Source organism: Neorhizobium tomejilense, assembly GCF_964254135.1.
In the GTDB taxonomy this organism is placed as follows: Bacteria; Pseudomonadota; Alphaproteobacteria; order Rhizobiales; family Rhizobiaceae; genus Neorhizobium; species Neorhizobium tomejilense.
The window spans coordinates 1,789,681-1,814,297 of sequence record NZ_CAXUSO020000001.1; the positions used below are offsets into that span (position 1 = coordinate 1,789,681).

Annotated in this window: 26 protein-coding genes; 16 read left to right on the plus strand and 10 right to left on the minus strand. The window is 61.7% G+C overall.

What is annotated here, in order from left to right; translation table 11 throughout:
- The first annotated feature begins 63 nt into the window (after window positions 1-63).
- The 4 genes from ACSQ3G_RS09250 (at window position 64) to ACSQ3G_RS09265 (ending at window position 2,584) form a co-directional block, all read left to right on the plus strand.
- Entirely contained in the window at window positions 64-1,116 is a 1,053-nt protein-coding gene (locus ACSQ3G_RS09250) for an AI-2E family transporter (RefSeq protein WP_436109804.1), read from the plus strand.
- A gap of 98 nt (window positions 1,117-1,214) precedes the next feature.
- The gene (locus ACSQ3G_RS09255; RefSeq protein ID WP_436109805.1) at window positions 1,215-1,655 is read left to right on the plus strand and encodes a DUF2267 domain-containing protein; all 441 of its coding nucleotides are present in this window, start codon (window positions 1,215-1,217) and stop codon (window positions 1,653-1,655) included.
- Window positions 1,656-1,676: 21 nt separating this feature from the next.
- Window positions 1,677-2,141 (plus strand): YbhB/YbcL family Raf kinase inhibitor-like protein, encoded by a 465-nt coding sequence (locus ACSQ3G_RS09260; RefSeq protein ID WP_436109806.1) that lies wholly within the window; start codon window positions 1,677-1,679, stop codon window positions 2,139-2,141.
- Window positions 2,142-2,158: 17 nt separating this feature from the next.
- Entirely contained in the window at window positions 2,159-2,584 is a 426-nt protein-coding gene (locus ACSQ3G_RS09265) for a CBS domain-containing protein (RefSeq protein WP_436109807.1), read from the plus strand.
- 211 nt (window positions 2,585-2,795) lie between these two features.
- Here ACSQ3G_RS09265 and ACSQ3G_RS09270 read toward each other — a convergent pair whose 3' ends face one another.
- Window positions 2,796-4,028, minus strand: a complete 1,233-nt coding sequence (locus tag ACSQ3G_RS09270) for a TetR/AcrR family transcriptional regulator (RefSeq protein WP_436109808.1) — start codon at window positions 4,026-4,028, stop codon at window positions 2,796-2,798.
- Window positions 4,029-4,181: 153 nt separating this feature from the next.
- On the opposite strand from ACSQ3G_RS09270, the gene ACSQ3G_RS09275 reads away from it, so the two are divergent.
- From ACSQ3G_RS09275 to ACSQ3G_RS09285, 3 genes are all read left to right on the plus strand, one after another.
- On the plus strand, window positions 4,182-4,970 hold the full coding sequence (locus ACSQ3G_RS09275) for an enoyl-CoA hydratase/isomerase family protein (protein WP_436109809.1): 789 nt from the start codon (window positions 4,182-4,184) through the stop codon (window positions 4,968-4,970).
- 207 nt (window positions 4,971-5,177) lie between these two features.
- Complete coding sequence (locus ACSQ3G_RS09280; RefSeq protein ID WP_436109810.1) at window positions 5,178-6,149, plus strand: alpha/beta fold hydrolase; 972 nt, start codon at window positions 5,178-5,180, stop codon at window positions 6,147-6,149.
- Between the two features lie 3 nt (window positions 6,150-6,152).
- Window positions 6,153-6,833 (plus strand): FMN-dependent NADH-azoreductase, encoded by a 681-nt coding sequence (locus tag ACSQ3G_RS09285; protein WP_436109811.1) that lies wholly within the window; start codon window positions 6,153-6,155, stop codon window positions 6,831-6,833.
- 171 nt (window positions 6,834-7,004) lie between these two features.
- On the opposite strand, the gene ACSQ3G_RS09290 is transcribed toward ACSQ3G_RS09285, so the two are convergent.
- The 6 genes from ACSQ3G_RS09290 to ACSQ3G_RS09315 all read right to left on the minus strand — a co-directional run bounded on the left by ACSQ3G_RS09290 (window position 7,005) and on the right by ACSQ3G_RS09315 (window position 13,024).
- Entirely contained in the window at window positions 7,005-7,613 is a 609-nt protein-coding gene (locus tag ACSQ3G_RS09290) for a histidine phosphatase family protein (RefSeq protein ID WP_436109812.1), read from the minus strand.
- A complete protein-coding gene (locus ACSQ3G_RS09295) occupies window positions 7,610-8,674 on the minus strand; it encodes an ABC transporter ATP-binding protein (RefSeq protein WP_436109813.1) in 1,065 nt (354 codons plus the stop codon). Before ACSQ3G_RS09295 ends, ACSQ3G_RS09290 begins: the two co-directional genes overlap by 4 nt.
- Window positions 8,675-8,680: 6 nt before the next feature.
- Window positions 8,681-10,426, minus strand: coding sequence for an ABC transporter permease (locus ACSQ3G_RS09300; protein ID WP_436109814.1), 1,746 nt, complete (start codon window positions 10,424-10,426; stop codon window positions 8,681-8,683).
- A gap of 142 nt (window positions 10,427-10,568) precedes the next feature.
- Entirely contained in the window at window positions 10,569-11,684 is a 1,116-nt protein-coding gene (locus ACSQ3G_RS09305; protein WP_436109815.1) for an ABC transporter substrate-binding protein, read from the minus strand.
- Window positions 11,685-11,709: 25 nt separating this feature from the next.
- Complete coding sequence (locus ACSQ3G_RS09310; protein WP_436109816.1) at window positions 11,710-12,543, minus strand: MurR/RpiR family transcriptional regulator; 834 nt, start codon at window positions 12,541-12,543, stop codon at window positions 11,710-11,712.
- A gap of 247 nt (window positions 12,544-12,790) precedes the next feature.
- Window positions 12,791-13,024 (minus strand): hypothetical protein, encoded by a 234-nt coding sequence (locus tag ACSQ3G_RS09315; RefSeq protein WP_436109817.1) that lies wholly within the window; start codon window positions 13,022-13,024, stop codon window positions 12,791-12,793.
- A 162-nt stretch (window positions 13,025-13,186) separates the two neighbouring features.
- On the opposite strand from ACSQ3G_RS09315, the gene ACSQ3G_RS09320 reads away from it, so the two are divergent.
- The 9 genes from ACSQ3G_RS09320 (at window position 13,187) to ACSQ3G_RS09360 (ending at window position 23,203) form a co-directional block, all read left to right on the plus strand.
- The gene (locus tag ACSQ3G_RS09320; protein WP_436111694.1) at window positions 13,187-13,483 is read left to right on the plus strand and encodes a helix-turn-helix domain-containing protein; all 297 of its coding nucleotides are present in this window, start codon (window positions 13,187-13,189) and stop codon (window positions 13,481-13,483) included.
- A complete protein-coding gene (gene hyfB / locus ACSQ3G_RS09325) occupies window positions 13,480-15,495 on the plus strand; it encodes a hydrogenase 4 subunit B (protein WP_436109818.1) in 2,016 nt (671 codons plus the stop codon). The genes ACSQ3G_RS09320 and hyfB overlap by 4 nt, the downstream gene beginning before the upstream one ends.
- Window positions 15,486-16,442: a respiratory chain complex I subunit 1 family protein gene (locus ACSQ3G_RS09330; protein ID WP_436109819.1), complete on the plus strand. Its 957-nt coding sequence runs from the start codon at window positions 15,486-15,488 to the stop codon at window positions 16,440-16,442. The genes hyfB and ACSQ3G_RS09330 overlap by 10 nt, the downstream gene beginning before the upstream one ends.
- Window positions 16,442-17,110 (plus strand): hydrogenase-4 component E, encoded by a 669-nt coding sequence (locus tag ACSQ3G_RS09335; RefSeq protein WP_038543976.1) that lies wholly within the window; start codon window positions 16,442-16,444, stop codon window positions 17,108-17,110. Before ACSQ3G_RS09330 ends, ACSQ3G_RS09335 begins: the two co-directional genes overlap by 1 nt.
- Window positions 17,107-18,567, plus strand: a complete 1,461-nt coding sequence (locus tag ACSQ3G_RS09340; protein WP_436109820.1) for a hydrogenase 4 subunit F — start codon at window positions 17,107-17,109, stop codon at window positions 18,565-18,567. The genes ACSQ3G_RS09335 and ACSQ3G_RS09340 overlap by 4 nt, the downstream gene beginning before the upstream one ends.
- 13 nt (window positions 18,568-18,580) lie before the next feature.
- Window positions 18,581-20,092, plus strand: coding sequence for a hydrogenase large subunit (locus tag ACSQ3G_RS09345; protein WP_436109821.1), 1,512 nt, complete (start codon window positions 18,581-18,583; stop codon window positions 20,090-20,092).
- A gap of 15 nt (window positions 20,093-20,107) precedes the next feature.
- The gene (locus ACSQ3G_RS09350; protein WP_436109822.1) at window positions 20,108-20,641 is read left to right on the plus strand and encodes an NADH-quinone oxidoreductase subunit B family protein; all 534 of its coding nucleotides are present in this window, start codon (window positions 20,108-20,110) and stop codon (window positions 20,639-20,641) included.
- Between the two features lie 622 nt (window positions 20,642-21,263).
- Window positions 21,264-22,259, plus strand: a complete 996-nt coding sequence (dusA, locus tag ACSQ3G_RS09355; RefSeq protein WP_436109823.1) for a tRNA dihydrouridine(20/20a) synthase DusA — start codon at window positions 21,264-21,266, stop codon at window positions 22,257-22,259.
- Between the two features lie 293 nt (window positions 22,260-22,552).
- Window positions 22,553-23,203 (plus strand): pyridoxamine 5'-phosphate oxidase family protein, encoded by a 651-nt coding sequence (locus tag ACSQ3G_RS09360; protein ID WP_436109824.1) that lies wholly within the window; start codon window positions 22,553-22,555, stop codon window positions 23,201-23,203.
- Between the two features lie 41 nt (window positions 23,204-23,244).
- On the opposite strand, the gene ACSQ3G_RS09365 is transcribed toward ACSQ3G_RS09360, so the two are convergent.
- The 3 genes from ACSQ3G_RS09365 to ACSQ3G_RS09375 all read right to left on the minus strand — a co-directional run bounded on the left by ACSQ3G_RS09365 (window position 23,245) and on the right by ACSQ3G_RS09375 (window position 24,487).
- On the minus strand, window positions 23,245-23,574 hold the full coding sequence (locus tag ACSQ3G_RS09365; protein ID WP_436109825.1) for a flagellar basal body protein: 330 nt from the start codon (window positions 23,572-23,574) through the stop codon (window positions 23,245-23,247).
- A 242-nt stretch (window positions 23,575-23,816) separates the two neighbouring features.
- A complete protein-coding gene (locus tag ACSQ3G_RS09370; protein ID WP_436109826.1) occupies window positions 23,817-24,101 on the minus strand; it encodes a hypothetical protein in 285 nt (94 codons plus the stop codon).
- Window positions 24,102-24,232: 131 nt separating this feature from the next.
- Window positions 24,233-24,487, minus strand: a complete 255-nt coding sequence (locus ACSQ3G_RS09375) for a DUF6894 family protein (protein ID WP_436109827.1) — start codon at window positions 24,485-24,487, stop codon at window positions 24,233-24,235.
- Between the last annotated feature and the right edge of the window lie 130 nt (window positions 24,488-24,617).

Sequence of the window (24,617 nt, forward strand, 5' to 3'; positions counted from 1 at the left end):
CCGGAGCCACGCCGCAGCCGTATTTGTGTTACCATCCAAGCGGTCTTAAAGCGGAAAGGTCGAATGCCCCTTCAGCGTGTCAGTTTTTATGTGCTTCTGGTCCTGGTGACCATTGCGTTCGTCGCAGTCGTCCTGCCGTTTTATTCAGCGATATTCTGGGCAATCGTCCTCGCCATCATCTTCTTTCCTCTCCATGCTCGTATCGAGGCCCGGCTCGGCGGCCGCAGAAATATTGCGGCAGTGCTCTCCGTCCTGATCTGCCTTTGCGTCGTCATCATTCCGGGGCTGATCGTCCTCAGCTCGCTCGTCCAGCAGGGCAACCTTCTTTATGGACGCATCGACAACGGCGAGATCGATGTCCGGAGGTTTTTCCAGGAGTTGCAGGCATCGCTCCCCCTGTTCATCCGCGGCTGGATCGAGCGGATCGAGCTGGAAGGCTTCGACACGCTTCGGGAGCGTATCTCTGCGGCGCTGATGCAGGGCGGCGGTTTCTTTGCCGGACGCGCCTTGAGCCTCGGCCAGAACACGCTGCAGTTCCTCGTCGCCTTCGGCGTGATGCTCTATCTGCTGTTCTTCATGTTCCGGGACGGGCAGGTGCTCGCCCGCACGATCCGAAAGGCACTGCCTCTCAGCGACGCGCATACCCGTCGCTTCACCTCAAAATTCACCGCCGTCATCCACGCGACGGTGCGGGGCAATATCATCATCGCCATCATCCAGGGTTCGATCGGTGGCGTCGCCTTCTGGGCGCTCGGCGTCGAGCCGGCCTTGCTGTGGGGCGTTCTGATGAGCGTCCTGTCGCTGCTGCCGGCGGTCGGCGCTGCGTTGATCTGGATGCCCACTGCCGTCTACCTGGCGCTTGCCGGCTTTTGGGTGAAGGCCATCGTGCTGGTTGCGGTCGGCGCCCTTGTCATCGGCCTTGTCGACAATCTTCTGAGGCCGCGCCTGGTCGGCAGGGAGACCAAGCTTCCCGACTATGTCGTCCTGATTTCCACCATTGGCGGTATTTCTCTGATGGGTATCAACGGGTTCGTCATCGGACCGCTCGTCGCCGCGCTGTTCATCGCCGCATGGGGAATATTCGTCGAAGAGGAGGGGGGTGCCGATACCCAGTGAGGGCAACGACCTCTCCGTGCATTTTTAAGACGGCCTTCGGAACTTCCGTCTCCCTGAGGGGTTCGAAAGATTCGAACCATCATCATGGAGGTGAAGCCATGAGTGCTTCGGGTGTCACCGTCTTCGACAAGACGCTGCAAACCACCAACATATGGCTGGACGATCTGATGGCCGACCAGGGACCTGACCGGCAGCTTGCCTGGCATGTGCTGGGCGCGGTTCTCCACACGCTGAGGGACCGCCTGCCGATCGAACTGGCCGCACATCTTTCGGCACAGCTGCCGCTTCTCGTACGCGGCGCCTATTATGACCGCTACGATCCCTCCAGACAGCCGACCCGTTCCCGCTCGCTGGACGAATTTTTGGAGCCGGTGAAGGCGGAGCTTTCATCGACACGTCCGGTGGACGCGAAGGAGGCGGTGCGGTCGGTTTTCCGGGTGCTTTCCCATTACATCGATCCCGGCGAGGTGCGCAAAGTGCGAGAGGGACTGCCGTTGGAAGTCCAGGCGCTCTGGCCGGATCCGCAAAAACCGCACTGAAGGGCCCGGAAGGAGCGACCAATGAACATGACCCTCACCAGCCCGGCTTTCGCCGATGGCGAACGCATGCCGGACAAGTACACCCGCCTCGGGGAAAACCTGATGCCGCCTTTGAGATGGGGCGGTGCGCCTGAGGAGGCCAAAAGCTTCGCACTGATCGTGGAGGACCCGGATGCACCGAGCGGGACTTTCCGCCATTGCGGTGTCTTCAATATCCCGAAGGACTGGAACCAGTTGGGCCAGAGCGCGGATACGGCGCCCGGCGGCGGTCCGCGTTTCTCCGAAAACGACTTCGGCAACGCCCGTTACGACGGGCCTCAACCGCCGAAAGGCCACGGCCTGCACCATTACCGGTTCCGTCTCGCCGCCCTCGACGTCCCAAACCTCAAGGTGACGGACAGCGCGGGGGTCGAGGCGATGTGGAAGGAGGCGCGCAGCCACATCCTCTCGCAGACCAGTCTCACCGGAACATTCGACGTCCACTGAACGAAGGAGGAAAGACCATGAAAGTGTCAGAGATCATGTCGCGCGATGTCGAGATCGCCAGTCCCCACCAGACCGTCGCCGAAGTCGCCAAGTGCATGGCCGACAGGCAGATCGGCTTTTTGCCGGTCGGTGACAACGACAAGCTCGTCGGAACGATCACGGACCGGGATCTGGTCATCCGCGGGCTTGCCGACGGGCTCGGAGGCGATGCGAAGATCCGGGAAGTGATGACGCGTGACGTAAAGTACTGTTTCGAAGACGATGATGTCGACGACGTGGCCCGCAACATGGGCAAGGTTCAGGTCCGCCGTCTTCCTGTCGTCAATCGCGAAAAACGGCTGACGGGCGTCATTTCGCTCGGGGATGCCGCCCTTGCGGACGCCGCCGCTGCGGGAGCCGGATTGAAGAAGGTTTCCCGTCCGGGCGGCGCTCACGCCCACTGAGAAAAGGACGTCGGCCCGGGCATTCTTCGATCGACCAATCAAGCGGATCAGCGTTTCGAGGCCGCGCTTCTGTCGATCATTGAACGTGGCTTGGGCCTCGCTGCGATCGGTCTCCGAGGTTCGATTCACAAAGCCAAAGAACCTCCCGGCAGGCCCCAGACAGCGAAGGACATTCTACCGATCGGTAAAGATCCTGACAGATTAGCTTCACCTAATCTTTACTGACCGGTAGTTCGGCGGATGCGGTCCACATGGTCAAGCTGCTCTCAACCAACGCCTCAAGCTCACGTTGGCTTGCGCCGGCTCCTCCCTGCATGAGGATGCCGTGCATCAGGGATTGGACAAAGCGCACGAGACCTTCGACATTGACGGTTGGCAACAGGTCGCCGTCGCGCTTGGCCCGCTCAAACCGGGCCGCGAGCAAGTCGCGCCCGATGGCCTGGCGCCTGAGGACTTCGTTGCGAATGGGCTGCGCCTCATCACCGCCTTGCATTGCGTTAAGAACCATGAGGCAGCCGCGCGGTTGCCCCTCTGCCTGTTGATCGCGTAGCGTTCCCCTGAGCAGCGCTTCGAAAACGCCTCGCGCCGTCGGAGCCTGGAGCGCTTCAGTTAGGTAATCTTTACGAAGTGACTGATAGAGGTCGAGGGCCTTGAAAAACAATGCTTCTTTGTTGCCGAATGCGGCGTAGAGACTGGGTCGGGTGATTCCCATCGCCTCAGTAAGATCATTCAACGATGCGCCCGCGAAACCCTTGGTCCAAAAGACCTTCATGGCAGCATCGAGCGCCGTGTCGGCGCTGAACCTTCGCGGGTCGCGGCCTAACTCGCCTGCCGGTGCCGCCCCCCTCGTTGAAGCGCTCGCGGCGGCCGCAACGTCGCTGATCGCCCGCCAGGCCGCCACCGCCTGTTCGGCACCCTCTCGCAGGTCGTCGTGCGGTGCGCCGCCGGCGGCTTTCATGGCGAGGCCGCCGAGAACCGACGTCACATAGCTCGCCAGCCCTGAGGCATCAGCGTCCACAGGGAGTTCGCCACTCCGTTTCGCTTCTTCGAACCGGTCTCGCAGTTTCAGTTCTGCCGACTGGCGGCGATGAAGCAGGGCGGCGGGAATGTCGGCATTCTCACTGCCCATCGCCAAGCCCGCATGAACGAGTATGCGGCTGGACTCCTGCGCTGGCGAGGTCGTCAGCAAGCGCTTCACCACTTCTTCGGCCGTGGGGGCTGTGAGCGCCCACTCCCAGTGCTCGTCCTCGCGCGCACTACACCGGCCGAGAACAGCGTCGAAAAGCCCGCGCTTGCTTCCGAAAGCCGCGTAGATGCTGGGAGAGTTCAAGCCCATTGCGGCCGTCAGTTCCGCCATGGTTGAGCCGTCGTAGCCCCGGCGACCGAAGACGTCCGCCGCGCGATCTAGCACTTCGCTTTCTTCGAACGCGCGGGGGCGGGCCATTGACAGTACTCCATTCTGTAACGTACATAACATAACAGGCTTTGGTCATCCGCCAATCGTGGCGTGAGACGCGGGCCATTTTGTAGCAGGTGTCAGGCCTGCCTGGCTAGATAGCCTGCCTGGCTAGATAGTCAGCAAACCAGGAGGTAAAACATGAGTTCGTTCCGCTTCGAGCAACACGGTGCGGTGGGCAAACTGATCTTGCTCGGTGATGCAGACAGCGAGCCAGGGCCCGACTTTCCCTCGTCGCTGCGGGCCGCCGTTCGCCAGGCATATGCAAGCGACATCCGCGTCCTTCACTTGACGTCCGCGTCCGGCAACATCGCCGTGGCAGACGATCTGGGCGCCATCGGTGACAAGGGCTCGAAATTTCTCGAAGCGTTTGCGGCCGACATCCTGGCTTCGATCCGTCTCATCGAGGAACTGCCCGTCCCCACGGTTGCTTCGGTAGCAGGGATGGCCTTGGGCGGCGGTTTCGAACTGCTCCTGGCGTTCGATTTTCTGGTCGTCGCAGAGTCGGCGATGCTCGTCCTCCCGGAAGTGTCGGTCGGCGGCATTCCAATGGCAGGCGGGGTGCAGCGGCTCGCCGACCGCGTCGGCAAAACACTCGCTACTCGCTTCGTCCTGCTTTCGGAGCCAATTTTCGGAAAGGTAGCAGTCGATCTGGGTATCGCAACCCATTCAGCGCCTGACGGCAAGTTGGAGGAGGTCTCCGACGAACTCGTGCGGCATCTCGCGACAGGGCCGACCCTCGCGTACGGCAAGGCGCGCACGCTCATCCGCACCTGGGCTACCGGCGGCGTTGCGGCTGCCGACATCATCTCCACCCAGCTCGGCGCTGGCATCCTCGACACCAAGGATGGCGCAGAGGGAATGGCCATTGCGGACGCGGCTGTGCGCAAACACGAGCCGATCCCGAAGATCCAGTTCGCAGGGAAGTAACTCAATCCGGCGCTGACATCAATTCTCGGAGTCAGGCAGTGGCTAGTCTGCGACTGACTCAGAGACGGATGACAGAGAGTTCAAAGTAAAGCCGAACACCATCTCGATCGCACGCGAACTATTATCGAACTGTGTACTTCAAAAGATCGATCCCAGCGGTCGCCGCATCGCGTGCGTCAATTTCACAATTCAAATGGAGCATGAAAGATGATTTTCGTGGATCGGAATAAGTCGCTGAAGCAGACCTTTGTAGAAGCCAATGGCGTCAAGCTGAACGTTGTCGAGCAAGGCGAGGGCCCGGCTGTGCTGTTCGTCCACGGCTTTCCTGACGGATGGCGGGGCTGGCGCCGGCAGATGGCAGCAGTCGCGGCCGCGGGTTACCGTGCGATATCGTTCGACACGCGTGGCTATGGCGATAGCTCCAAGCCTGAAGACGCCGCGCTTTACACGGTTCTCTACCATGTCGGAGACCTTGTCGGCATCCTCGCGAAACTCGGGGTCGAGCGCGCTACCCTGGTCGGCCACGACTTCGGTGCGACGGTGAGCTGGAACGCGGCGGTGATGCGTCCGGATCTGTTTGACGCGGTCTTCGGCCTCAGTGTCCCTCCGGTGCTACCGGGTGCGGGGCCCAGCATGCTCGAAATGCTGAAGGCCGCCGGCAAGGAGGGAGCCTTTTATATGTTCCGCCACATGAAGCCGGAGGCCGACCAGGAGTGGGCGGATGCTGCCACGACTTTTCCGGGTGCTCTCTATTGGATGTCGGGGTTGCCCGATGCTTCCGAGGCATGGGGTCCGATGGATCCAAGCAAAGATATGCACCGGCCATCACCGATCGGCATCCCGCCCTTCGCTGACCGCGAGGACGCCGAGACGATGATCGCAGGCTTCCAGCGTGATGGCTTCCACGGCCCACTGAATATCTATCGCGGCATGCAGCCCTATTTCGACCAAGCAAAAGCATTTGCCGGGGCGAAGATCCGACAGCCAGCCTTCTTTGCGTATGGCACAGCAGACAGCATGATTAAGATGCGAGCTTTGAACGAGGAAGATCTCAAGCCGGCCGTGCCAAACCTCCAGGGGTTCCTACCACTTGAGGGCGTCGGGCACTGGCCACAGCTCGAGGCGTCTGAGGCAGTGAATGAGGCGCTGGTCGCCTTTCTCAACAAGAGGAAGGCTTGAGCCGTGACGACGATTTTTCGTTTGGATGCAAGCATTCGTGCCGTCGGCTCTCAAAGCCGCGCTCTAGCTTCAACGCTCGAGGACTCTATGCGAACGCAACTGGCGGAGCTGGATGTGGTGAGGCGGGACGTTGGCCTTTCACCGCTGCCTGCAACAGCTTGGGCCCTTGCCGTGCAGGCTGGTCCAAAAGCCCTCAGCGAACGCACGACGGAGGAGGTGGAGGCGGCAGCGCTGGCAACCAGATTGGCCGATGAGATGCTGGCAGCAGATGCCTTCATTTTTTCGGTTCCGCTCTACAATTACGCTGTTTCGCAACACGCAAAGGCGTGGATTGACCTTCTGGTCACCGAACCGCGTTTCACCGTTAAAGTGGCGTCGCCGATCTCGAAGCGTCCCGCCTATCTGATCTCAGCGCGTGGAGGCGCATACGGCCCTGGCATGCCGAAGGAAGGCTGGGACCACGCGACGCCCTGGCTTAGGCGCATCTTTGAAGACAACTGGGGATTGGACCTCCAACTCATCAATGTCGAGCTGACCCTCGCTGACGTTAATCCCGCTATGGCCTCGTTGCGGGACCTCGCGGTGTCCAATCTTAAGCAGGCGCACGCCGCTGCCAAGCAAGCGGGAGAACAACTGGCGACGCGACTTACAAAATCGCTGGCGCCTGAGCCGGGGCAAGCGTGACAAAGAAGGCAGCGTGACAAAGAAGGAGAGGCGCATGCCGCGTCGCCGGCAATGTCTGCTTTAGGGCGATGGCACAGCTAACTTTAATGACCGACTTGGAGGCGAAGCAGCCGATATCTGCTTGCTATCGACCCTCGTCTTGCCAGCTATGCTCTGCCGCGCCAGAACGGATTAATCCGGCGCATCGAACTGCAGCTCTTTCGGGCTGTAGTTAAAGAGCTCAAGTTTTGCGCGTTTATTTGGATCCGAAGAGAATCGAAGCGCTGTGAGGCTTGCTGGCCCTACCGGGATTATTTGGGCGGGCCGGAGATCGAGATAATGATCGAGCAAAGCCCGGATGACGCCACCATGGCAGACCACGAGGAGATTCTTGCAATTGGGATCGGTGCGAGCCTCTTCTATCACGCCGCACGTCCGGGTGACGAAATCCGCCCAGGTTTCCCCACCGGGAGGAGCGCTTGTTCCGGCGCGCCAGCCCGCGTAGCCGTGGCTGTCTTCGGCAATGATTTCCGGGATGAGCCGACCGGTCCAGTCGCCGACCGAAATCTCCCTCAGCTCTTCGCTCGGGGCTGCGTCGGGAAATCCAAGGATGACCGCGGTGTCTCGCGCCCGTCGAAGGTCTGACGTGATTGCCCGGCAAGGTGCAATGCCTTCTATGACTGGCCTGAGAGCCTCGGCTTGGCTGATCCCTTTTTTGGAAAGGCTAATATCTGCCTGCCCCTGAAGGCGTTTTTCTGCATTCCATTCGGACTGGCCATGGCGAACGAGAAGAATCCTCATGCGGAAATCCTCCGGCCACCTGCATCGAACCAGCACGCAGGATCGCGCGGCAGTTCCATATGCACGCGTTCGGCAAGATGCGCCTTGGGTGCATTATCGACAATCGCCGTCAGTCGCAGTGTTCCATCGCTCGCGGTCACCATCGTGCGCCCAGCAATGACGGAAAGCTCGACCAGTTCCATCGGAAGCGTCGATGCGGTTGCTTCATCACGGATGGCCAGGCGCTCTGGCGGGAACATGGCGAACTGGGCTTGATCGGGTGGCGCTGCGATCTCCATGACGCGTGTATGGACCTTGTATCCGGCGCCGTTCTTGATCACCGGCACGATATTGTTGGGTGGAGTGCCGACAAAGGTGGCGACAAATGCCGAGGCCGGTGAACGGACAAGCTCCTCGGGAGATCCGAACTGTTCGATCACACCCTTGTTGATGACCGCCACATGAGTCGCCATGGTCATCGCCTCGATCTGGTCATGGGTGACATAAACCGATGTTGCCCCGATCTTGCGATGTAGCCGCATGAGTTCCGATCGCATTTCCACCCGAAGCTTTGCATCGAGGTTGGAGAGCGGTTCATCAAACAGCAAAACACCGGGTCTTGTCGCGATCGTGCGGGCTATGGCGACGCGCTGCTGCTGGCCACCGGAAATCTCGTTGGGATAACGCGCTTCAAGTTCACCGATGCTCAAAAGGCCCATGACCTCGTCGGCGCGGGCCCGCCTCTCGACCTTCCCCATGCCGGCTACCTTGAGCGGCCATTCGATGTTGCCGCGGGCGGTCATATGCGGCCAGAGCGCATAGGACTGGAAGACGAGACCGGAATTGCGCTTGGCCGGATCGGCGCTCCAGTTCCGGTCGCCGTCGGAGACAGTCACCCCGTCGAATGCGATCTGCCCTGCCGTCGGTTGCTCCAGGCCGGCAAGCATGCGCAACAGGGTTGTCTTGCCGCAACCGGAGGGTCCGAGGAGGACCAAGAAGGAGCCATCCGGCACGGACAGGCTTATGTTGTTGACCGCCGTGAAAGCGCCGAAGCTCTTGGTGAGATTACGAATGTCCAGCATGCGATGTTAGTCCTTGAGCCACGGTTGCGACTTTGCCTGAAGCCGGTTGGCGGCAAGCGTCACAATCACGGAGATGATGAGGATGACGACGGTGATGGCGTTGGCGAATTGCGCAAAGCCCTCAGATGCGTAGCGGTAGGCAAGGACCGAAAGCACCGGCATTGTCGGCGTGAAGAGAAGCATGACCAGCGAAAGGTCGCGGATGATCTTGACGAAGATCAGCAGCGCTCCTGCGGCCAGTCCACGGATTGCTAGGGGCAGGAGGATCGCGACGATCCGCCGAAAGAAGCCGGCTCCGGTCAGTCGCGCGCTTTCCTCGAGTTCGCCACTGATCTGCTGGATCACGGCGCGACCGGTCTGTACCGAAAATGGCAGTAGGTAGGCGGTTCCGGCGATAACGAGAAGCGCAAAGGTTCCGTAGAGGGCCGGCAGTGGCCCGATCGGCGCACCGAGATAGGCGATATAGGCCGCGCCGAAAGCGATGCCCGGGACAAGGAGCGGCAGGTTGCTGATCTGTGTGATGGCGGCACTGGCCCAACCGGTGCGGTAGCGCGCCGCCACATAGGCCGTCAGAAGGCCGAGCATCAAGCCGAAAACGGACACGGCGATGCCCAGCCCGATGGTCACGCTCATGGCAAAGGAAATATCCGGATTGCGGATAATCCCGGCTGTTCCTTGCGCGATCTGAGCATTGGACGCTCCGATCCAGTAATGCAGCGTCCAGTTGGAAAACAGATCGGCGGAAGAAGGCGCGAGGCTGGATGCCAGAAGGACGATAATCGGGATTATCGTGGAGGCCGCCATGATGATGCAGCAAACGGCAAACAGGGGCCAGCGCGCGTTGCGAAGATCGAAGCGCTTGGCTCGGCCGCCCTTGCCGGTGACTGTCGCATAGGAACGTCGTCCGGAAACGACGCGGTTGCTGAACCACAGGAGGAGTGCGGAGACGAGCACCAGCATGATGCCGATGACATAGCCGCGCCCGACCTGGCCCACTTCGATCATCCCGAACAGGCGGGTGGACAATGTCTGCAGCCGAACCGGCAATCCGAGCAGCGCAGGAGCGGCGAAGTTCGAGACGGCGCCTGCGAAGCAAAGGGAACCTGCGGCCAGAAGCGCCGGCGTCGCCACGGGCAGGATGATGCCGCTCAGAATACGCCATCCCCGAGCGCCGGCGATCTGTGCGGCTTCGACGAGATCCGAGTTCACCGTGGCAAGCGATGCGGCTATGATCGTGAAGGCCAGCGAGAAATAATGCAGCGTCAGGACGATCAGCGTTGGCGCCATGCCCCAGGCAATGGCATCGGGTATGTCGAGGCCCAACCCCTGCAGATATCCGACCTGCCCGCCGACGCGGGCATTTTTGAACAGTGACTGCCAGGCAAGCGCATTTGCGAAACTCGGGATCATGAATGGAAGCGTCGCCATCAAGCCGATGGTTCGGCGAAACGGTACATTGGTCATCACCACGAGCCAGGCCAGGAAGCCGCCCAGCAAGACACAGCCGACCGCCACGCCTATGCCGAGGACCATCGTGTTGAGAAGCGGACCGTAAAAAAGATTGTAGGAAAGGCGACCAACCAGAACATCCGACCAGGCCGCAATCGTGTCCGGTTGCAAGGTGAATGTCACGGTCTTGGTCAGCGGCAGAACGATAAGGACGGTCAGCATCACCAGCACCGCTGCTTTCAGCGGCGTTCCAGGGGCAAAAGCGATGCGATGGCCGGTTCTCGTCAAGGCGGCTTGCGTCATGGGGATGAATCCGTTGAAGGGAACGATCCCGGTCGCGTGGCCGCGTCCGGGTTGGCATATTCAGACTGTAGGCATGAATGCGGGCGGCGGGCGCCGGATAAGGACTGGCGCTGGAATGAAATCAACGCCAGGCTTTTGCGGCTCACGGCAGGGTCAGTATCAGATCGCCCACATCCTTGCGCGCTTTGGCGGTGGCGGCAGGGTTGATGTTCCATGCCGACAGTTTGTCCAGCGCCACAGCGTCGGGGTGGGGAACGATGTCGGTTCGGGTTGCATAGTCGCCGGGGACATAGAAGGGCTTGAAGCCTTCACCGCCTGTCTTGCTCTCGTCGCCCATGAAGAAATCGATGGCAAGTCGAGCAGCGGCGGGATGTTTGGCGCCCTTGACGAGACCGAGAACGACGGGAAACACGATACCGGAGGCCGGCTGCGTGTCGTTGGAGACCTGCAGGGCCCAGCCCTTGTCCTTGTTGTCCCGGCGATCGGAATAGCTAGTAAAGCCGACCGGCGGTTTCTGTTGGCCGAGTTTGCCCACCGCCGCATTGACGTCGTCGGTCGATTTGACGAGGATCAGGTCGTTGGCGAACAGGTCCTCGATGAATTTCCGGCCGGCATCCTGCGCCTTGCCGAGTGCGATGGGCTTTCCAAACTGAGCTTGGTACGCCTTCGCCATCGAGTCCGCCTGCAGTGCGAATTCGGTCATCAGATCGAGATAGTCGCCTCTCTGCAACGGGTCGACCATCACGACCCGGCCCTTCCATTCCGGTATGGTGAGCTGCCAGAGGTTCTCTATCGGAGAACCCTTGGGATTTGCTTCCTCGTTGTACATCAGCACTTTAGTGGAGACGCGCTGGGACAGGATGGGCGTCTTGTTGGCCTCGGACAACCTGCCTGCGACGCGTGGCGGCACGTAGTTTTCCAGGATTCCCGGCTTCACGAGTTCGTTCAAAACAACCGGTGCATCGGAAATATAGACCACGTCTGCATTGGCGATCCCGGCTGCGGCTTCGGCCTTCAACCGTGCGATCTGCTCGGTCGAAGAAATGTCGTAACCCTGGAGGTCAATGCCGGGATAGGCGGCTTCGAAAGCCTTTTCGAGCCGCGCGATGCGGCTGGTGAAGGAATAGACCGTCACGGAGCCTTCCGCCTTCGCCTTCTCCAGAAGCTCGGCGGTCGACATCGTGTTGAGATCCTGCGCCATTGCCGGTTGGAAAAGTCCTAGCAAAAGAGCAGCCGTCGTCCATTGTAGATTCTTCATAAGTTCCTCCCCTGAAGATGATCGGTTATTCGAAGCGGCGAATGAGCGTCCCAAGTCTGTCGAGCATTCGCAGTGATTCTTCCTTGTATTGAGCACCCGCTGCCAGGATGATGGCATTGCAGATCGTCATCGGAACGGTCAGCGTTTGAAAGGCGTCCTGCTCGCCCGAGCGGGGTACATTCATCAGGCGGTCCGGAACCGGAGATAAAAGCGCTCCGGATGCCCCCGAGATCACCAGTGATCGGGCCTTGGCTTCCCGTATGGATTCCACCAAAGGAGCGTAGCCGCGGGGCGCTCTGCGAAACGCAAAGATCAGAACGATATCTGCTGGCCTGAACGACAACGCCTGTTCTGCAAGCTCGCGGGGGTCGCCGGATAATTGGATGGTGTCCTTTCCGAAACGGCGGAGCCGCTTCAGCATAAGCAGGGACAGCGTCTCGGCATTGCCGCGGCCGAACAGAAAAATTCGCGAGGCCTGCATCAACTCGGACGCAACCTCGTTGATGAGTGCCATCCCGATATGATTCTCGATCAGCGAGAGCGCAGCGATTTCCTGCGCAACGAGCGAAGATAGCAACGAGCCATCTGAGGCACGCGCCAGGGAATTCCCCATCCGGATTGCCGGCTCCTGGCTTGGAATGAACTCCGATTGCATCGCGCTTCTGAAGCTCGAATAATTCTCGAAGCCCAGCTTGCGAACCAGCCGCGTTACCGCAGCTTCGTGGACTTCGACACCCTGCGCAAGTTCCGTGGCTGTCCCGAGCGCAGCAACCTGCGGACGCTCGAAAATCGCCTGCACGAGCTTCTTTTCTGCTCGAGTGAAAGACCCGGCAAGCTCCTGAACCTTTGAACTGATCACGACAGATTCCCCCAATGCAAAAACTATTGCATATATTTTTATGTTTGCAAATTAATTTGCATTTTTTGACAAGATTTCTCAGTTGCCTTTGGCGCACGGGGGTCATTCCGGGAAACCTTGAAAGGCCTTGAGGTCGACCACCGAAGCGCACAAGACTGGCTTGGCACCCTGATAACATTGGCCGCATACGATGCCGAGCGACTAGCCATGTCCGCGACTACGTCCGCTATCAGGAAAGCCTGCGTCGTCACTCGTGGCCTACGTTAAGGCGCAAAGCTGCCTTCAAAGGTGCGGTGCTCTTCGTAACCTGGGTCGCCGATCGTTTCGGCCCACGCGCGATCTGGATCTGCTTGGCCACGGCGACAGCGATATAATAGTTCGTGGACGCTATTGAGAGGCAGCCCTGAATTTCGCTGCAGCCCTGCCGGGCGAGGAGACTGAAGGTCATGAAGACCGCGATCGCGTTAATCTCTTTGCTCATGGTCGTCGGGTTCTGCCTGACGGATGTAACCTGTCAGCCCTCAAAGATATGACATCACCCATCGAAATATTGATCTGAAACATCAACAGGCATATTATAAATATCGAATATTCTGGCCTGCATAATAAAAGCGATGGTTGAATCGTGATTACTGCTGCTCAGATGCGCGCCGCGAGGGCTCTTCTCGGCATCGACCAGCGGAAGCTGGCCGAGCTGGCGGGGATTTCGGTGCCGACGATCCAGCGCATGGAAGCGAGCGCCGACGTGGTGCGGGGAAACGTCGATTCCCTGATGCGCTTGCTGGCGGCGCTCGACAGGGCCGGGATCGAGCTGATCGGCGAGGGGGCGGCCAGCGAAAATGGGGGGCGGGGGGTCCGGCTGAGGACTGGAGCGGGACCGTCCGGAAACGAGAAGCCGGAACCATCCGGACGGACGCATGGAGCGAGGAGGCGCCCATGACGTCGGTACTTGTCATGCTGCTATGCGTGGCCGCGCTTCTGGCGACAGCGGCGCTCGCGGTTTTCATGGCCCGATCGAAGCAGGCAACGCCTGCCATTTACGGCCTGAGCCTTTTCATCACGGCTGTCGCCTTTGTAACCGGCCTGGTGCAGCTCGTCTGGCTGCCCACCGAGGTTTCGACCCTCGTGCTTCCCTTCAGCCTGCCTTGGCTCGGGGCGCATTTCAGGCTCGACCCGCTGGCCGCCTTCTTTCTTCTCGTCGTCGATCTGGGTGGTGCCTTCGCCAGTCTCTATGGCCTCGGCTACGGACGTCACGAACATGCGCCCCACAGGGTCCTGCCTTTCTTCCCCGCGTTCCTTGCCGGCATGAACCTTGTGATCCTGGCGGATGACGCATTCACGTTCCTGCTGTCCTGGGAATTCATGTCTCTGGCCTCATGGGCGCTGGTGATGGCGCATCATCGCGACGCCGAAAACCGCCGGGCGGGCTATCTCTACATCGTCATGGCGAGCTTCGGCACACTCGCCCTGCTGCTTGCCTTCGGCCTCATGGCCGGGCCGGGCGGCGCCTATGGCTTCGCCGCCATGCGGGCTACAGAACACACGCCGTTCACGAGCGGCCTCGTCCTTGTCCTGCTGCTGCTCGGTGCCGGCTCGAAAGCCGGTCTCGTGCCGCTGCATGTCTGGTTGCCCCTGGCGCATCCGGCCGCACCCAGTCATGTCTCGGCCTTGATGAGTGGCGTCATGACCAAGGTTGCCGTCTACGGTTTCATCCGCATCCTCTTCGATCTCGTCAGCACGCCTGTGTGGTGGTCGAGCCTCCTCGTCCTGCTGATCGGCAGCGGCACCGCCGTGCTCGGCATCCTGCATGCCCTGATGGAGCGGGATCTCAAGCGCATGCTTGCCTATAGCACGATCGAGAATATCGGCGTCGTCTTCGTCGGCCTTGGACTGGCGCTGGCGTTCAAAGACGCCGGCATGGAACTGGCGGCGGCGCTTGCCGTGACCGCCGCGCTCTTCCACGTCCTCAACCATTCCTTCTTCAAGAGCCTCCTTTTCTTCGGTACCGGTGCCGTCCTGACCCGGACGGGCGAGCGCGACATGGAAAAGCTCGGTGGCCTGATCCATCGCATGCCGGTCACCGCCTTTACTTTCCTGGTCGGCTGCATGGCGATTTCGGCGCTGCCGCCGTTCAACGGCTTTGCGTCGGAATGGCTGGCCTTCCAGGCGATCCTGCAAAGCCCCGACCTGCCCCAATGGGCGCTGACCATTCTCGTGCCGGCCGTCGGCGGATTGCTGGCCCTGTCGGCGGCGCTGGCGGCGGCCTGTTTCGTCAGGGCGTTCGGCATCGCTTTCCTCGGTCGGCCGAGAACCGATCCGGCCGCGAATGCCTCGGAAGCGGACCGCTTCTCGCTGGCGGCCATGTCCATTCTGGCGGCTCTGTGCTTGCTGGCCGGCATCCTGCCCGGGATCGTCATCGACGCCCTCGCGCCGGTCACGCAGCTTCTCGTCGGCGGCCGGATGCCGGTACAAACCGACATGCCGTGGCTGTCGATCGTGCCGGTCACGGAAAGCCGCAGTTCCTATAACGGCCTGCTTGTGTTCCTGTTCATCGGGTTCTCGGCCTGGCTCGCCGCCGGTCTCGTCCACCGTTTCGCTTCGCGTGCCCTTCGCCGGGCGCCGGCCTGGGACTGCGGCTTTGCGCAGATCGACGCCACGATGCAATATTCGGCCGGCAGCTTCGCCCAGCCGGTCCGGCGGGTTTTCGGGACGCTGGTCTTCCGCGCCCGCGAGCGGGTCGACATGCCGCCGCCCGGTACGCTGAGCCCGGCACGCTTTGCATTGGAGACCCATGATCTCGTCTGGGAAGGTCTCTATCTGCCGATCGCCGGCGCCGTGGGTTACGTGGCCGAGAAGCTCAACTATCTGCAGTTCCTCACCATCCGGCGCTATCTGAGCCTCGTCTTCCTCGCGCTCGTCCTCCTGCTTCTGGTGCTGGCGTTATGGTCCTGATCCACGACCTTCTCGTCCAGATCGTCCAGATGGCGTTCGTCGTGGCGCTTGCGCCGCTGCTGACCGGCTTCGTCCGCAAGGCGAAGGCACGGCTCCTGCGCCGGCGGGGAGCATCGGTCATTCAGCCCTATCGCGACCTGTCGAGACTTCTGCGCAAGGAGGCGGTGGTGGCGGAAAACGCATCCTGGCTGTTCAGGATGGCGCCCTACCTTATCTTCGCGGCGACCTGGGTTGCAGCCTCGGTTATTCCCACCTTCGCGACAGGCCTCATCTTCAGCTGGACGGTCGATCTGATCGCCATCATCGGCCTGCTCGGCAGCGCCCGTTTTTTCCTGGTGCTCGCGGGCATGGATGTCGGCACCAGTTTCGGCGGAATCGGATCGAGCCGCGAAATGCTGATCGCCACGCTCGCCGAACCGGCGATGCTGCTGATCATCTTCGCGGTGGCACTCATTGCCGGTTCCACCCAGCTTTCGACGATCGCCGCCTTCATGACGTCCCCGCAAGTGGGATTGCGCGTTTCGCTGGCCGTGGCGCTGATCGCCATCATCATGGTCGCGATCGCCGAGAACGCCCGCATCCCGATTGACAATCCGGCGACCCACCTCGAACTCACCATGGTGCACGAGGCCATGGTGCTCGAATATTCCGGCCGGCATCTGGCGATGATCGAGCTCGCGGCCATGCTCAAGCTGCTGCTCTATCTCTCCATGATCGTCTGCATCTTCGTGCCCTGGAACATCAAGGGCCCGGAGGCGGGGTATCCGGCCTACCTCGTCGGCTTTGCATCCTACGTCGTCAAGCTTGCGGTCGGCGGCGCGATGCTTGCGCTGTTCGAGACGGCGACAGCCAAGATGCGAGTCTTCCGGGTGCCGCAGTTCCTCGGCGCAGCGCTGATGCTCGGCCTGCTTGCCACGCTGCTCAGATTCGTATCGAGGAGCCTGTGATGCAGGGACCGGTCTATTTCGACATCGCCCACATGCTCGCTGGCGGCCTCGTCCTGGTCAGCATGATGATGCTCTACCAGGACCGGCTCTATGCGCTGCTCAACGTGTTCGCCCTGCATTCGCTGCTGCTCACCCTTTCGGTCGCCTGGCAGGCCTTCATCCAGGGCGCCCCACATCTCTATGTCACGGCGGCGATCGCGCTCGTCTTTAAGGTCGTCGTCATCCCGGTCGCGCTCCACCATATGATCCGCAAGCTCGGCATCCACCGGGAGATCGAGACAGTGGTCGGCATAGGCCTCACCATGCTGGCCGGCATCGGCCTCGTGGCGCTGTCGATCGTGGTGATGCTGCGGGTGACGCCCGAAGCCGACCCGCTGACCCGCGAGGACCTCGCCTTCGCGCTCTCCGTCCTGCTGCTCGGGCTGCTGATCATGGTGACGCGGCGCAATGCCGTCAGCCAGGTGGTCGGCTTCATGTCGCTCGAAAACGGACTGGTGCTCGCCGCGACCGGCGCCAAGGGCATGCCGCTGGTGGTGGAGATCAGTGTCGCCTTCTCGATCCTGATCGCCTTCATCGTCATCGGCGTCTTCCTGTTCCGCATCCGCGAGCGGTTCGACACCGTCGATGTCAGGGCGCTCGACGACGTCAGGGGAAGGCGGCGGAAATGAACGCATCCTCCCTCTTCACCTTCGATGCGGTCGCGGCCATTTTGGCGATCCCGGTCGTCGCGGCGACGCTGCTCGCTCTCATGCCTGGCTACAAGGTGACGGCGCGCGTTAACGTGGCGGCCAGCCTGCTGACGCTCGTCGCCGCCCTTTGCCTGTTCGTCACCGAGCGGCCGGAGCCGGGCCGGTACCTGCTGGTCGACGACCTCAACATCGTCTTCATCGTTCTCAACACCTTCGTCGGCTTCACGACCAGCCTGTTCAGCGCCAGCTATATCGCCCACGAACTGGAGACCGGCCGGCTGACGCCGGCGAACCTGCGCTTCTACCACGCCATGTATCAGATCATGATGTTCGGCATGAACCTGGCGTTCGTCTCGAACAATATCGGCCTGATGTGGGTGGCCGTGGAACTGGCGACGCTGACCACCGTGCTGATGGTCGGCATCTATCGCACCCATGAGGCGCTGGAAGCGGCCTGGAAATACTTCATTCTGGGCAGCGTCGGTATCGCCTTCGCGCTGTTCGGCACCATTCTCGTCTATCTGGCAGCACAGCCGGTGGTCGGAGAAGGGTACGACGCCATGGTCTGGACCCTTCTCGTCGAGCAGGTCGCAGACTTCGACCCGGCGCTGCTCAACGTCGCCTTCATCTTTCTGCTGCTCGGTTACGGCACCAAGGTCGGCCTCGCGCCGCTGCATGCCTGGCTGCCGGACGCGCATGCCGAGGGGCCGACGCCAATTTCCGCCGTGCTGTCGGGACTGCTCCTGAATGTCGCGCTTTATGCCGTGCTGCGCTTCAAGATCCTGCTCGCCGCCAGTCCGGAAGCGATCAGCCCTGGGCCGCTGATGATGACCATGGGGCTGGCGTCGCTGATCTTCGCGGCGTTCATGCTGTACCGGCGCCGCGACATCAAGCGTATGTTCGCCTATTCCTCGATCGAGCATATGGGCATCATCGTCTTCGCCTTCGGCCTCGGCGGCCCGCTCGCCAATTTCGCCGGGCTGCTGCATATGGTCATGCATTCGCTGACCAAGTCGGCGATCTTCTTTGCCGTCGGCCACATCTCCCAGATCAAGGGAACCCAGCGGCTTTCGGCGATCCGCGGCCTCACCGAAACCCATCCGGCCCTCGGCTGGGGTCTTGTGATCGGCGTTGCGGCCATTGCCGGCCTGCCGCCCATGGGCGTCTTCATGAGCGAGTTTCTGCTTGTCAGCTCCACCTTCGCGCGGCAGCCCCTGCTGGCCGTGCCGCTGGTGTTCGGGCTGCTGGTGGCGTTCGGGGCCCTGCTGCTGCGGCTGACGGGCGTCGCCTTTGGCCAGCCGCGCGGCAGCCGGGAGCCGGCCGATGCCTCCTATCTGCCGATGTATTCGCATCTCGTGTTGGTCCTGATCGCCGGCATCTATCTGCCGCCGCCGCTGGTCGCCTGGTTCCAGCATATCGCCAACCTGCTCCGATAAAGGACTGTTCGTCATGCCGGCCCTGATCGCCATCGCCCCGGAGAGCCGTTTGGTCCAGCACCATCGTCCATGGCCGCGTGTCGTCACTGAGGCGGCGGGCTGGATTACCGCAGCCGAGACCCTTGCGGACAGGCAAAGGACATTGCTCGGGCTCTGGGGAGAAGCCGATGCCGTGCACATGGCGCTGTTCGACGAGGCCGACGGCACCGCCGGCGTCATCAGCCTGGAAGGGCTCGAAGGCAATTATCCTTCGGTGGCTCGCCGTCATCCTCCTGCCCTTCGGCTGGAGCGGGCGCTCCGGGACCTGACCGGTCTCGAACCGGAGGGCCTGCCCGACAGCCGGCCGTGGCTCGACCATGGCCGCTGGAACCTGCGCTTCCCGCTGGGTGAGAAGGCCATCGGACTTGCGGAAGCTGCACCTTACGAATTCCTGCCGGCGGAAGGCGAAAGCCTGCACCGGATCCCGGTCGGTCCGGTACATGCCGGCATCATCGAGCCGGGACATTTCCGCTTCACGGCCAACGGCGAGACGGTCGTCCGCCTCGAAGAGCGCCTCGGTTATGTCCATAAGGGCATCGAAGGCCTGATGACGGGAGCCGATCTCGGCAGGGCACTCCAGCTTGCCGGCCGGACTTCGGGCGACAGCGCGGTCGCCTATGCCTATGCCTTCTCGCGGGCGGCCGAAGCGGCGCTCGGGCTCGACATCCCGCCGCGTGCGGTCTGGCTCCGGGCGCTGATGGCCGAGCTGGAGCGGCTCGCCAACCATCTCGGCGATATCGGCGCCATCTGCAACGACGCCGCTTTCTCGCTGATGCTTGCCCATTGCGGCGCGCTGCGTGAGCGTGTGCTGAGGGCCGCCGATGCCGCTTTCGGCCATCGCCTGATGCGCGATCGCATCGTGCCCGGCGGCGTTGTCGCCGATCTCGACGAGGCCGGTGCGGCAGGCCTGCGCACGCTGCTTGCCGAGATCCGCAGAAAGTTTCCGGCGCTGGTGGATCTCTACGACAATACCGCATCTTTGCAGGACCGGATGGTGGGCACAGGCATTCTCGCGCCGGATCTGGCCCGTCTTTACGGCGCCGGGGGCTATGTCGGGCGTGCGTCGGGTCGGGCCTTCGATACCCGGCGCGCGCTGCCCTATCCGCCCTACGATGCTCTCCGCTTCGATGTGCCTGTGCTCGGCCAAGGAGACGTCAATGCGCGCATCTGGATCCGCATCCGTGAGGTCGAGCAGGGGCTCTCGCTCATCGAACAGATTCTCGACCAGCTGCCGCCCGGCCCCATACGGCATGACGTAGCCGACAATGGGGAGACGCGCGAAGGCATGGCCGTCGTGGAAGGTTTCCGCGGCGACATCCTTGTCTGGCTCAGGCTTGCCGGCAACCGGGTGGATCGCTGCCATCTGCGCGATCCTTCCTGGTTCCAGTGGCCGTTGCTGGAAGCCGCCATCGAAGGGAACATCGTTGCCGATTTCCCGCTCTGCAACAAATCCTTCAACTGCTCCTATTCCGGCCACGATCTCTAACGGAGGCAGACAGCCATGCGCAGGCTCCTTTTCGAAAGTCTGATCCGGCCGCCGCTCACGGAAGCGGCCCCGCGACAATCCGATGCGGCGATAGGGGAGCTTGCCACAGCCGTCGACAGGTCGGCCCGCCGCCGGCTTGGCCGCAGCCTGTCGATCCGCGCCGTCGACGCAGGCTCCTGCAACGGCTGCGAACTGGAAATGCACGCGCTGAGCAACGTCTTCTACGACATCGAGCGTTTCGGCATTCGCTTCGTCGCCTCGCCGCGGCATGCCGATGTGCTGATGGTCACCGGTCCGGTGACGCGGAACATGGCCGAGGCGCTGGAGCGGACCTACAACGCCACGCCCGGCCCCAAATGGGTCGTGGCTCTCGGCAGTTGCGCCCGCGACGGCGGCTGCTTCGCAGATAGCTATGCGGTCATCGGCGGGGTTTCCAAGGTCGTGCCGGTGGACCTTCATATTCCGGGCTGCCCGCCGCCTCCGACAGAGATCCTGAAAGGCCTGCTTGCATTGCTCGATCAGGCGGACAAGGGAGCACGCGTTTCGTGAGGATACTCCAATGGCTCGACGCCTTCAGACCACAGGGCGAATGACAGGTATCCGGAAGGGACCGGTCGCGGCGATGTCTTCCTGGTTCGCCGCCGTCCGGAACCTACTGTGGCCGGAGCAGCCTCCGCGTCCGCCCCTGCGCCGGGAACCGGCAGCCGAACCACCGGACCCGGCCACGCGCGTCTTTGTACGGCCTATATCCTTGATGGACTCCTCTGTGTAGCGATCGATGGCTTTCGCCAATGTCGGGTCAACCGCGATAGCGCCGGCGATAGCTCCCGGCTTCGCGAGTTCCCGCTCGCGCTTCTTCATCCACGCAGCGGCCGCCGGCCATCTGTTAAAAGTCTCCGTCTCGTGATAAGTCACGCCATCCCGCATAACTCGCACGCGTGCCATGTAGCTGACGCTGCCATCTTTTCGCGCGCGGGGTGGTAGCGCCTATGACCGCATCCTCGTTTGGTAGATGGCGATTCCAGTTGGTACAATGTATCAAGCCCATGTCCGAAACGGGCGGATTTGGTACAAGATGAGCTTGAACAAAACGGAGAGCAGAGTGTTCCAAGAGCCTGTAAAACAAGAAAAAAATAGATACTTCAAGGCTCCAGTTTTCGCCGTTGCTCCGATGATCGACTGGACGGACAGACATTGCCGTTTCCTGCATCGGCAATTGTCGAAATCCGCGCTGCTCTATACCGAGATGGTGGTGGCCGATGCGATCATTCATGGGCCGCGCGACAGGCTCTTGTCCTTTTCGCCGGCCGAACATCCGGTCGCGCTGCAGCTCGGCGGTTCGGATCCGGCAAAGCTTGCCGAGGCGGTGCGGATCGCTGCTGATTTCGGCTATGACGAGATCAACCTCAATGTCGGCTGCCCGTCGGACCGGGTGCAGTCGGGCACTTTTGGCGCCTGCCTGATGCGGGATCCGGCGCATGTGGCCGACCTCGTCACCGCGATGAAGCGGGTGTCGAGCGTGCCGGTCACCGTGAAATGCCGGATCGGCGTCGACGACCAGGAGCCGACGGACGTGCTGCCGGATTTTCTCGCCCAGGTAATCGGGGCGGGGGCGGATGCGGTCTGGATCCATGCCCGCAAGGCCTGGCTGCAGGGGCTTTCGCCGAAGGAAAACCGCGAAGTGCCGCCGCTCGACTACGAGCTGGTCTATGCCATGAAGCGGGAAAACCCGGACGTGTTCATCGGCATCAACGGCGGCATCGCCGATCTGGAACAGGCGGCCAACCATCTCACCCATATGGACGGGGTGATGCTCGGCCGCGCCGCCTACCACAATACCGGGCTTCTGGCCGGGGTGGATGCGTTTCTGAAGGATGCCAGCCCTGCGGGGGTCGCAACCGCCGAGTTCGACTGGCTGGCGCTGCGCGACACGATGGCGGACTATGCGGCGGAGCTGATCGGCCGGGGCGGCCGGCTGCATCACGTCACCCGGCACATGGTCGGGCTGTTCCAGGGGTTTGCGGGCGCACGGCGGTTTCGCCAGATACTCTCGACCGATGCCACTCGCCCGGGTGCCGGACCGGAGGTCATCGCGGCGGCTTTCGCGGTGGTGGATATCGACGGCGGCCCTCGGGTTCAACACGAGGAGAAGAAGCTGGCTGGGTGAGGGCGGAGATTTTCGAGCTCCCACAAGACACACTCCTCCCTTGGCGATCCTCGGATCTCCGCCGGTTTCTCCAATGGTATCGAACGGACTTCAAGAATCCGGCGACACCATCCGGTCAGCCACCACCACTGCCAGCAGGTGTATTGATCCTAGATAACAACTGATGTATTCCTCGTTATGAGGTACGTACCTCAACCAAGCTCTTGTTGCGAGTGGTGGCGAATAGCCGAGGTCAGTTACGTTCCAGACTTTATGGTCGGCGACAGGATCAGAGGCAGTTTTAGGAAGTGATCATGACGGGCTTGCAACTCAATCCAGATTTCGCCATCGCGGACGAGGAGTCGCTTCGGAGGCTTTTCGACCCAACTCACTCACTGGCAATATTGAAGAGTCAGGATTCACTGGGCGAGCACGCGCAAGAGTTCATTCGGCGCTCGCCTTTCTTGTGCATAGGCACCCAGAACTTGGAGGGAAAGGCCGACGTCAGTCCCCGTGGTGATCCTCCGGGATTCGTCAAGGTTCTTGATGAGCGCACCCTTGCGATCCCGGATCGACCTGGCAACAATCGCCTTGATACATTGAGCAACATCATCGCCAACCCAAGCGTCGGGCTTTTGTTCGTAATCCCCGGTTTTGACGATACATTGCGCGTAAACGGGCGGGCAACACTCACCAACGACCCTCAACTCTTGAAGGGCATGAGCATCACTGATCGAGTCCCGAAACTCGCTATCATCGTAAGAGTGAGCGAAGTCTTCATGCATTGCGCCAAGGCGTTCAGACGGTCCCGCCTGTGGAGCCCGGATCATTTCCAGGACCGCACCGAGATGCCCTCACTCATAAAGATCATTCTGGATGAGACGACAGGGGCGCCGAGGGACAGGGATGAAATGCAAAAGATGGACGAAGAACTCGAACAAGACTACCGAAGGACACTCTACTAGCTGCCCGGAACGGACCGAAGCGGGCTCCGCTATCGCCGCCCTCAATCCCGCTTGATGCTCATCAGCACGTCCCACATGTCCGCGCCCGTCTCGAACGCTGCCGCGTTGGCCGCATAACCCTGCGCCGAGGTGAAGGCGTCGAGCATTTCGCTGGCCATGTCGACATTCGAGCTTTCGGGGAGGGTGACCGAGGTGGAGGGGGTGACGGTGGTGGTGACGCCGCCGGAATTGGGGAGTGAGGAGACCTGGGTGTCGAGGCGGTTGTAGCCGGGGGTCTGAGCATTGGCGATGTTGTACGCCGCGGTCGCGAGGCGTTTCGCCTGGGCCTGCATGCCCGAAACCGCAATGTTCATCACCGACGACAGACCCATGACAAGCATCCCAAACCCGATGACGGATGTTTTAGGGCAAGAGCTTCAAGGAAGACTGAACGGGAAGGGTAAGGGAAGCGTATTGCGGCGCGGCACAGATGTGCCGGAACGGGGCGGGGACCTGTCGGCAAGGCGCTATCTGCGCTTGAACGCGTTTCCGTCGCGTGTCCTGAGGCATCCTCGTCGGACGGACGCCGTCGCAATGACGGAGGCCGGCGCCCAGGCGGGTCAGATCGGGGGCGTCAGGTGTGGCTGCGCAGGTCCAGATGCACCACGACCCCGGATTCGGTGTGCGCCCGCTGGCGCTTCATCACGCGGGAACCGGACAGGAAGACGGCGACCGCGGCCAGCCGCGCCGGATCCGTCAGCCCGCGCCTGTAATAGCGGAAGACGATCCAGGCGAGCAGCTCCGTTTCGGTGGGGTCAACGGGTGGGCGGATGGTCTGCGCAAGTCGCACCGCTTCGCGCATCGCTAGCAGATCATGCATGGTCATGACATGCGGAAAAAACGTCCAATCATCGGACATGGGGGCTGTCCCGGTTCTGGAAACTGCCGTGATAGAATATCAAAAACGGCAAAGCTGTCAGCGAAAGTCCGGTAGCGTACCGAAGGGCCGACCTCCGTCCCTGGTCGGCTTCGATTGTGCGCTGCGGTAGTTCACAGAAGGTCGGCCGGGATCACGTCGCGGATGGCGTCCGGAACAAAAACCTCCGCCAGCATCTCGCCCTCAGCGCTGCAGATCCGGGTGCTGCGAAGCGTGAACTTCGCCTGTGCCGCAAGGGAATCCGCGGCGAGTTCGCGGATGGCCCGGCGCGCCGAATTTTTTGCAGCGTCGAGATCGGCAAATTCCACCCCTTCGGGATCGGTGACGAATTTGCCTGTAAAGTTGATGTGAAAAAAGAACCGCTGCATGGCGAGCTCCTTTGCCGCACCCCCGCAAACCAGCGGGCGGCGCCGGAGTTCCCGTGCGGTAGCGTACAAAGAGGGCGTCGGGTGGATCGCCTCGCCTCCGGGAATCGATCCGGGGCGAGGCGAGATGGAG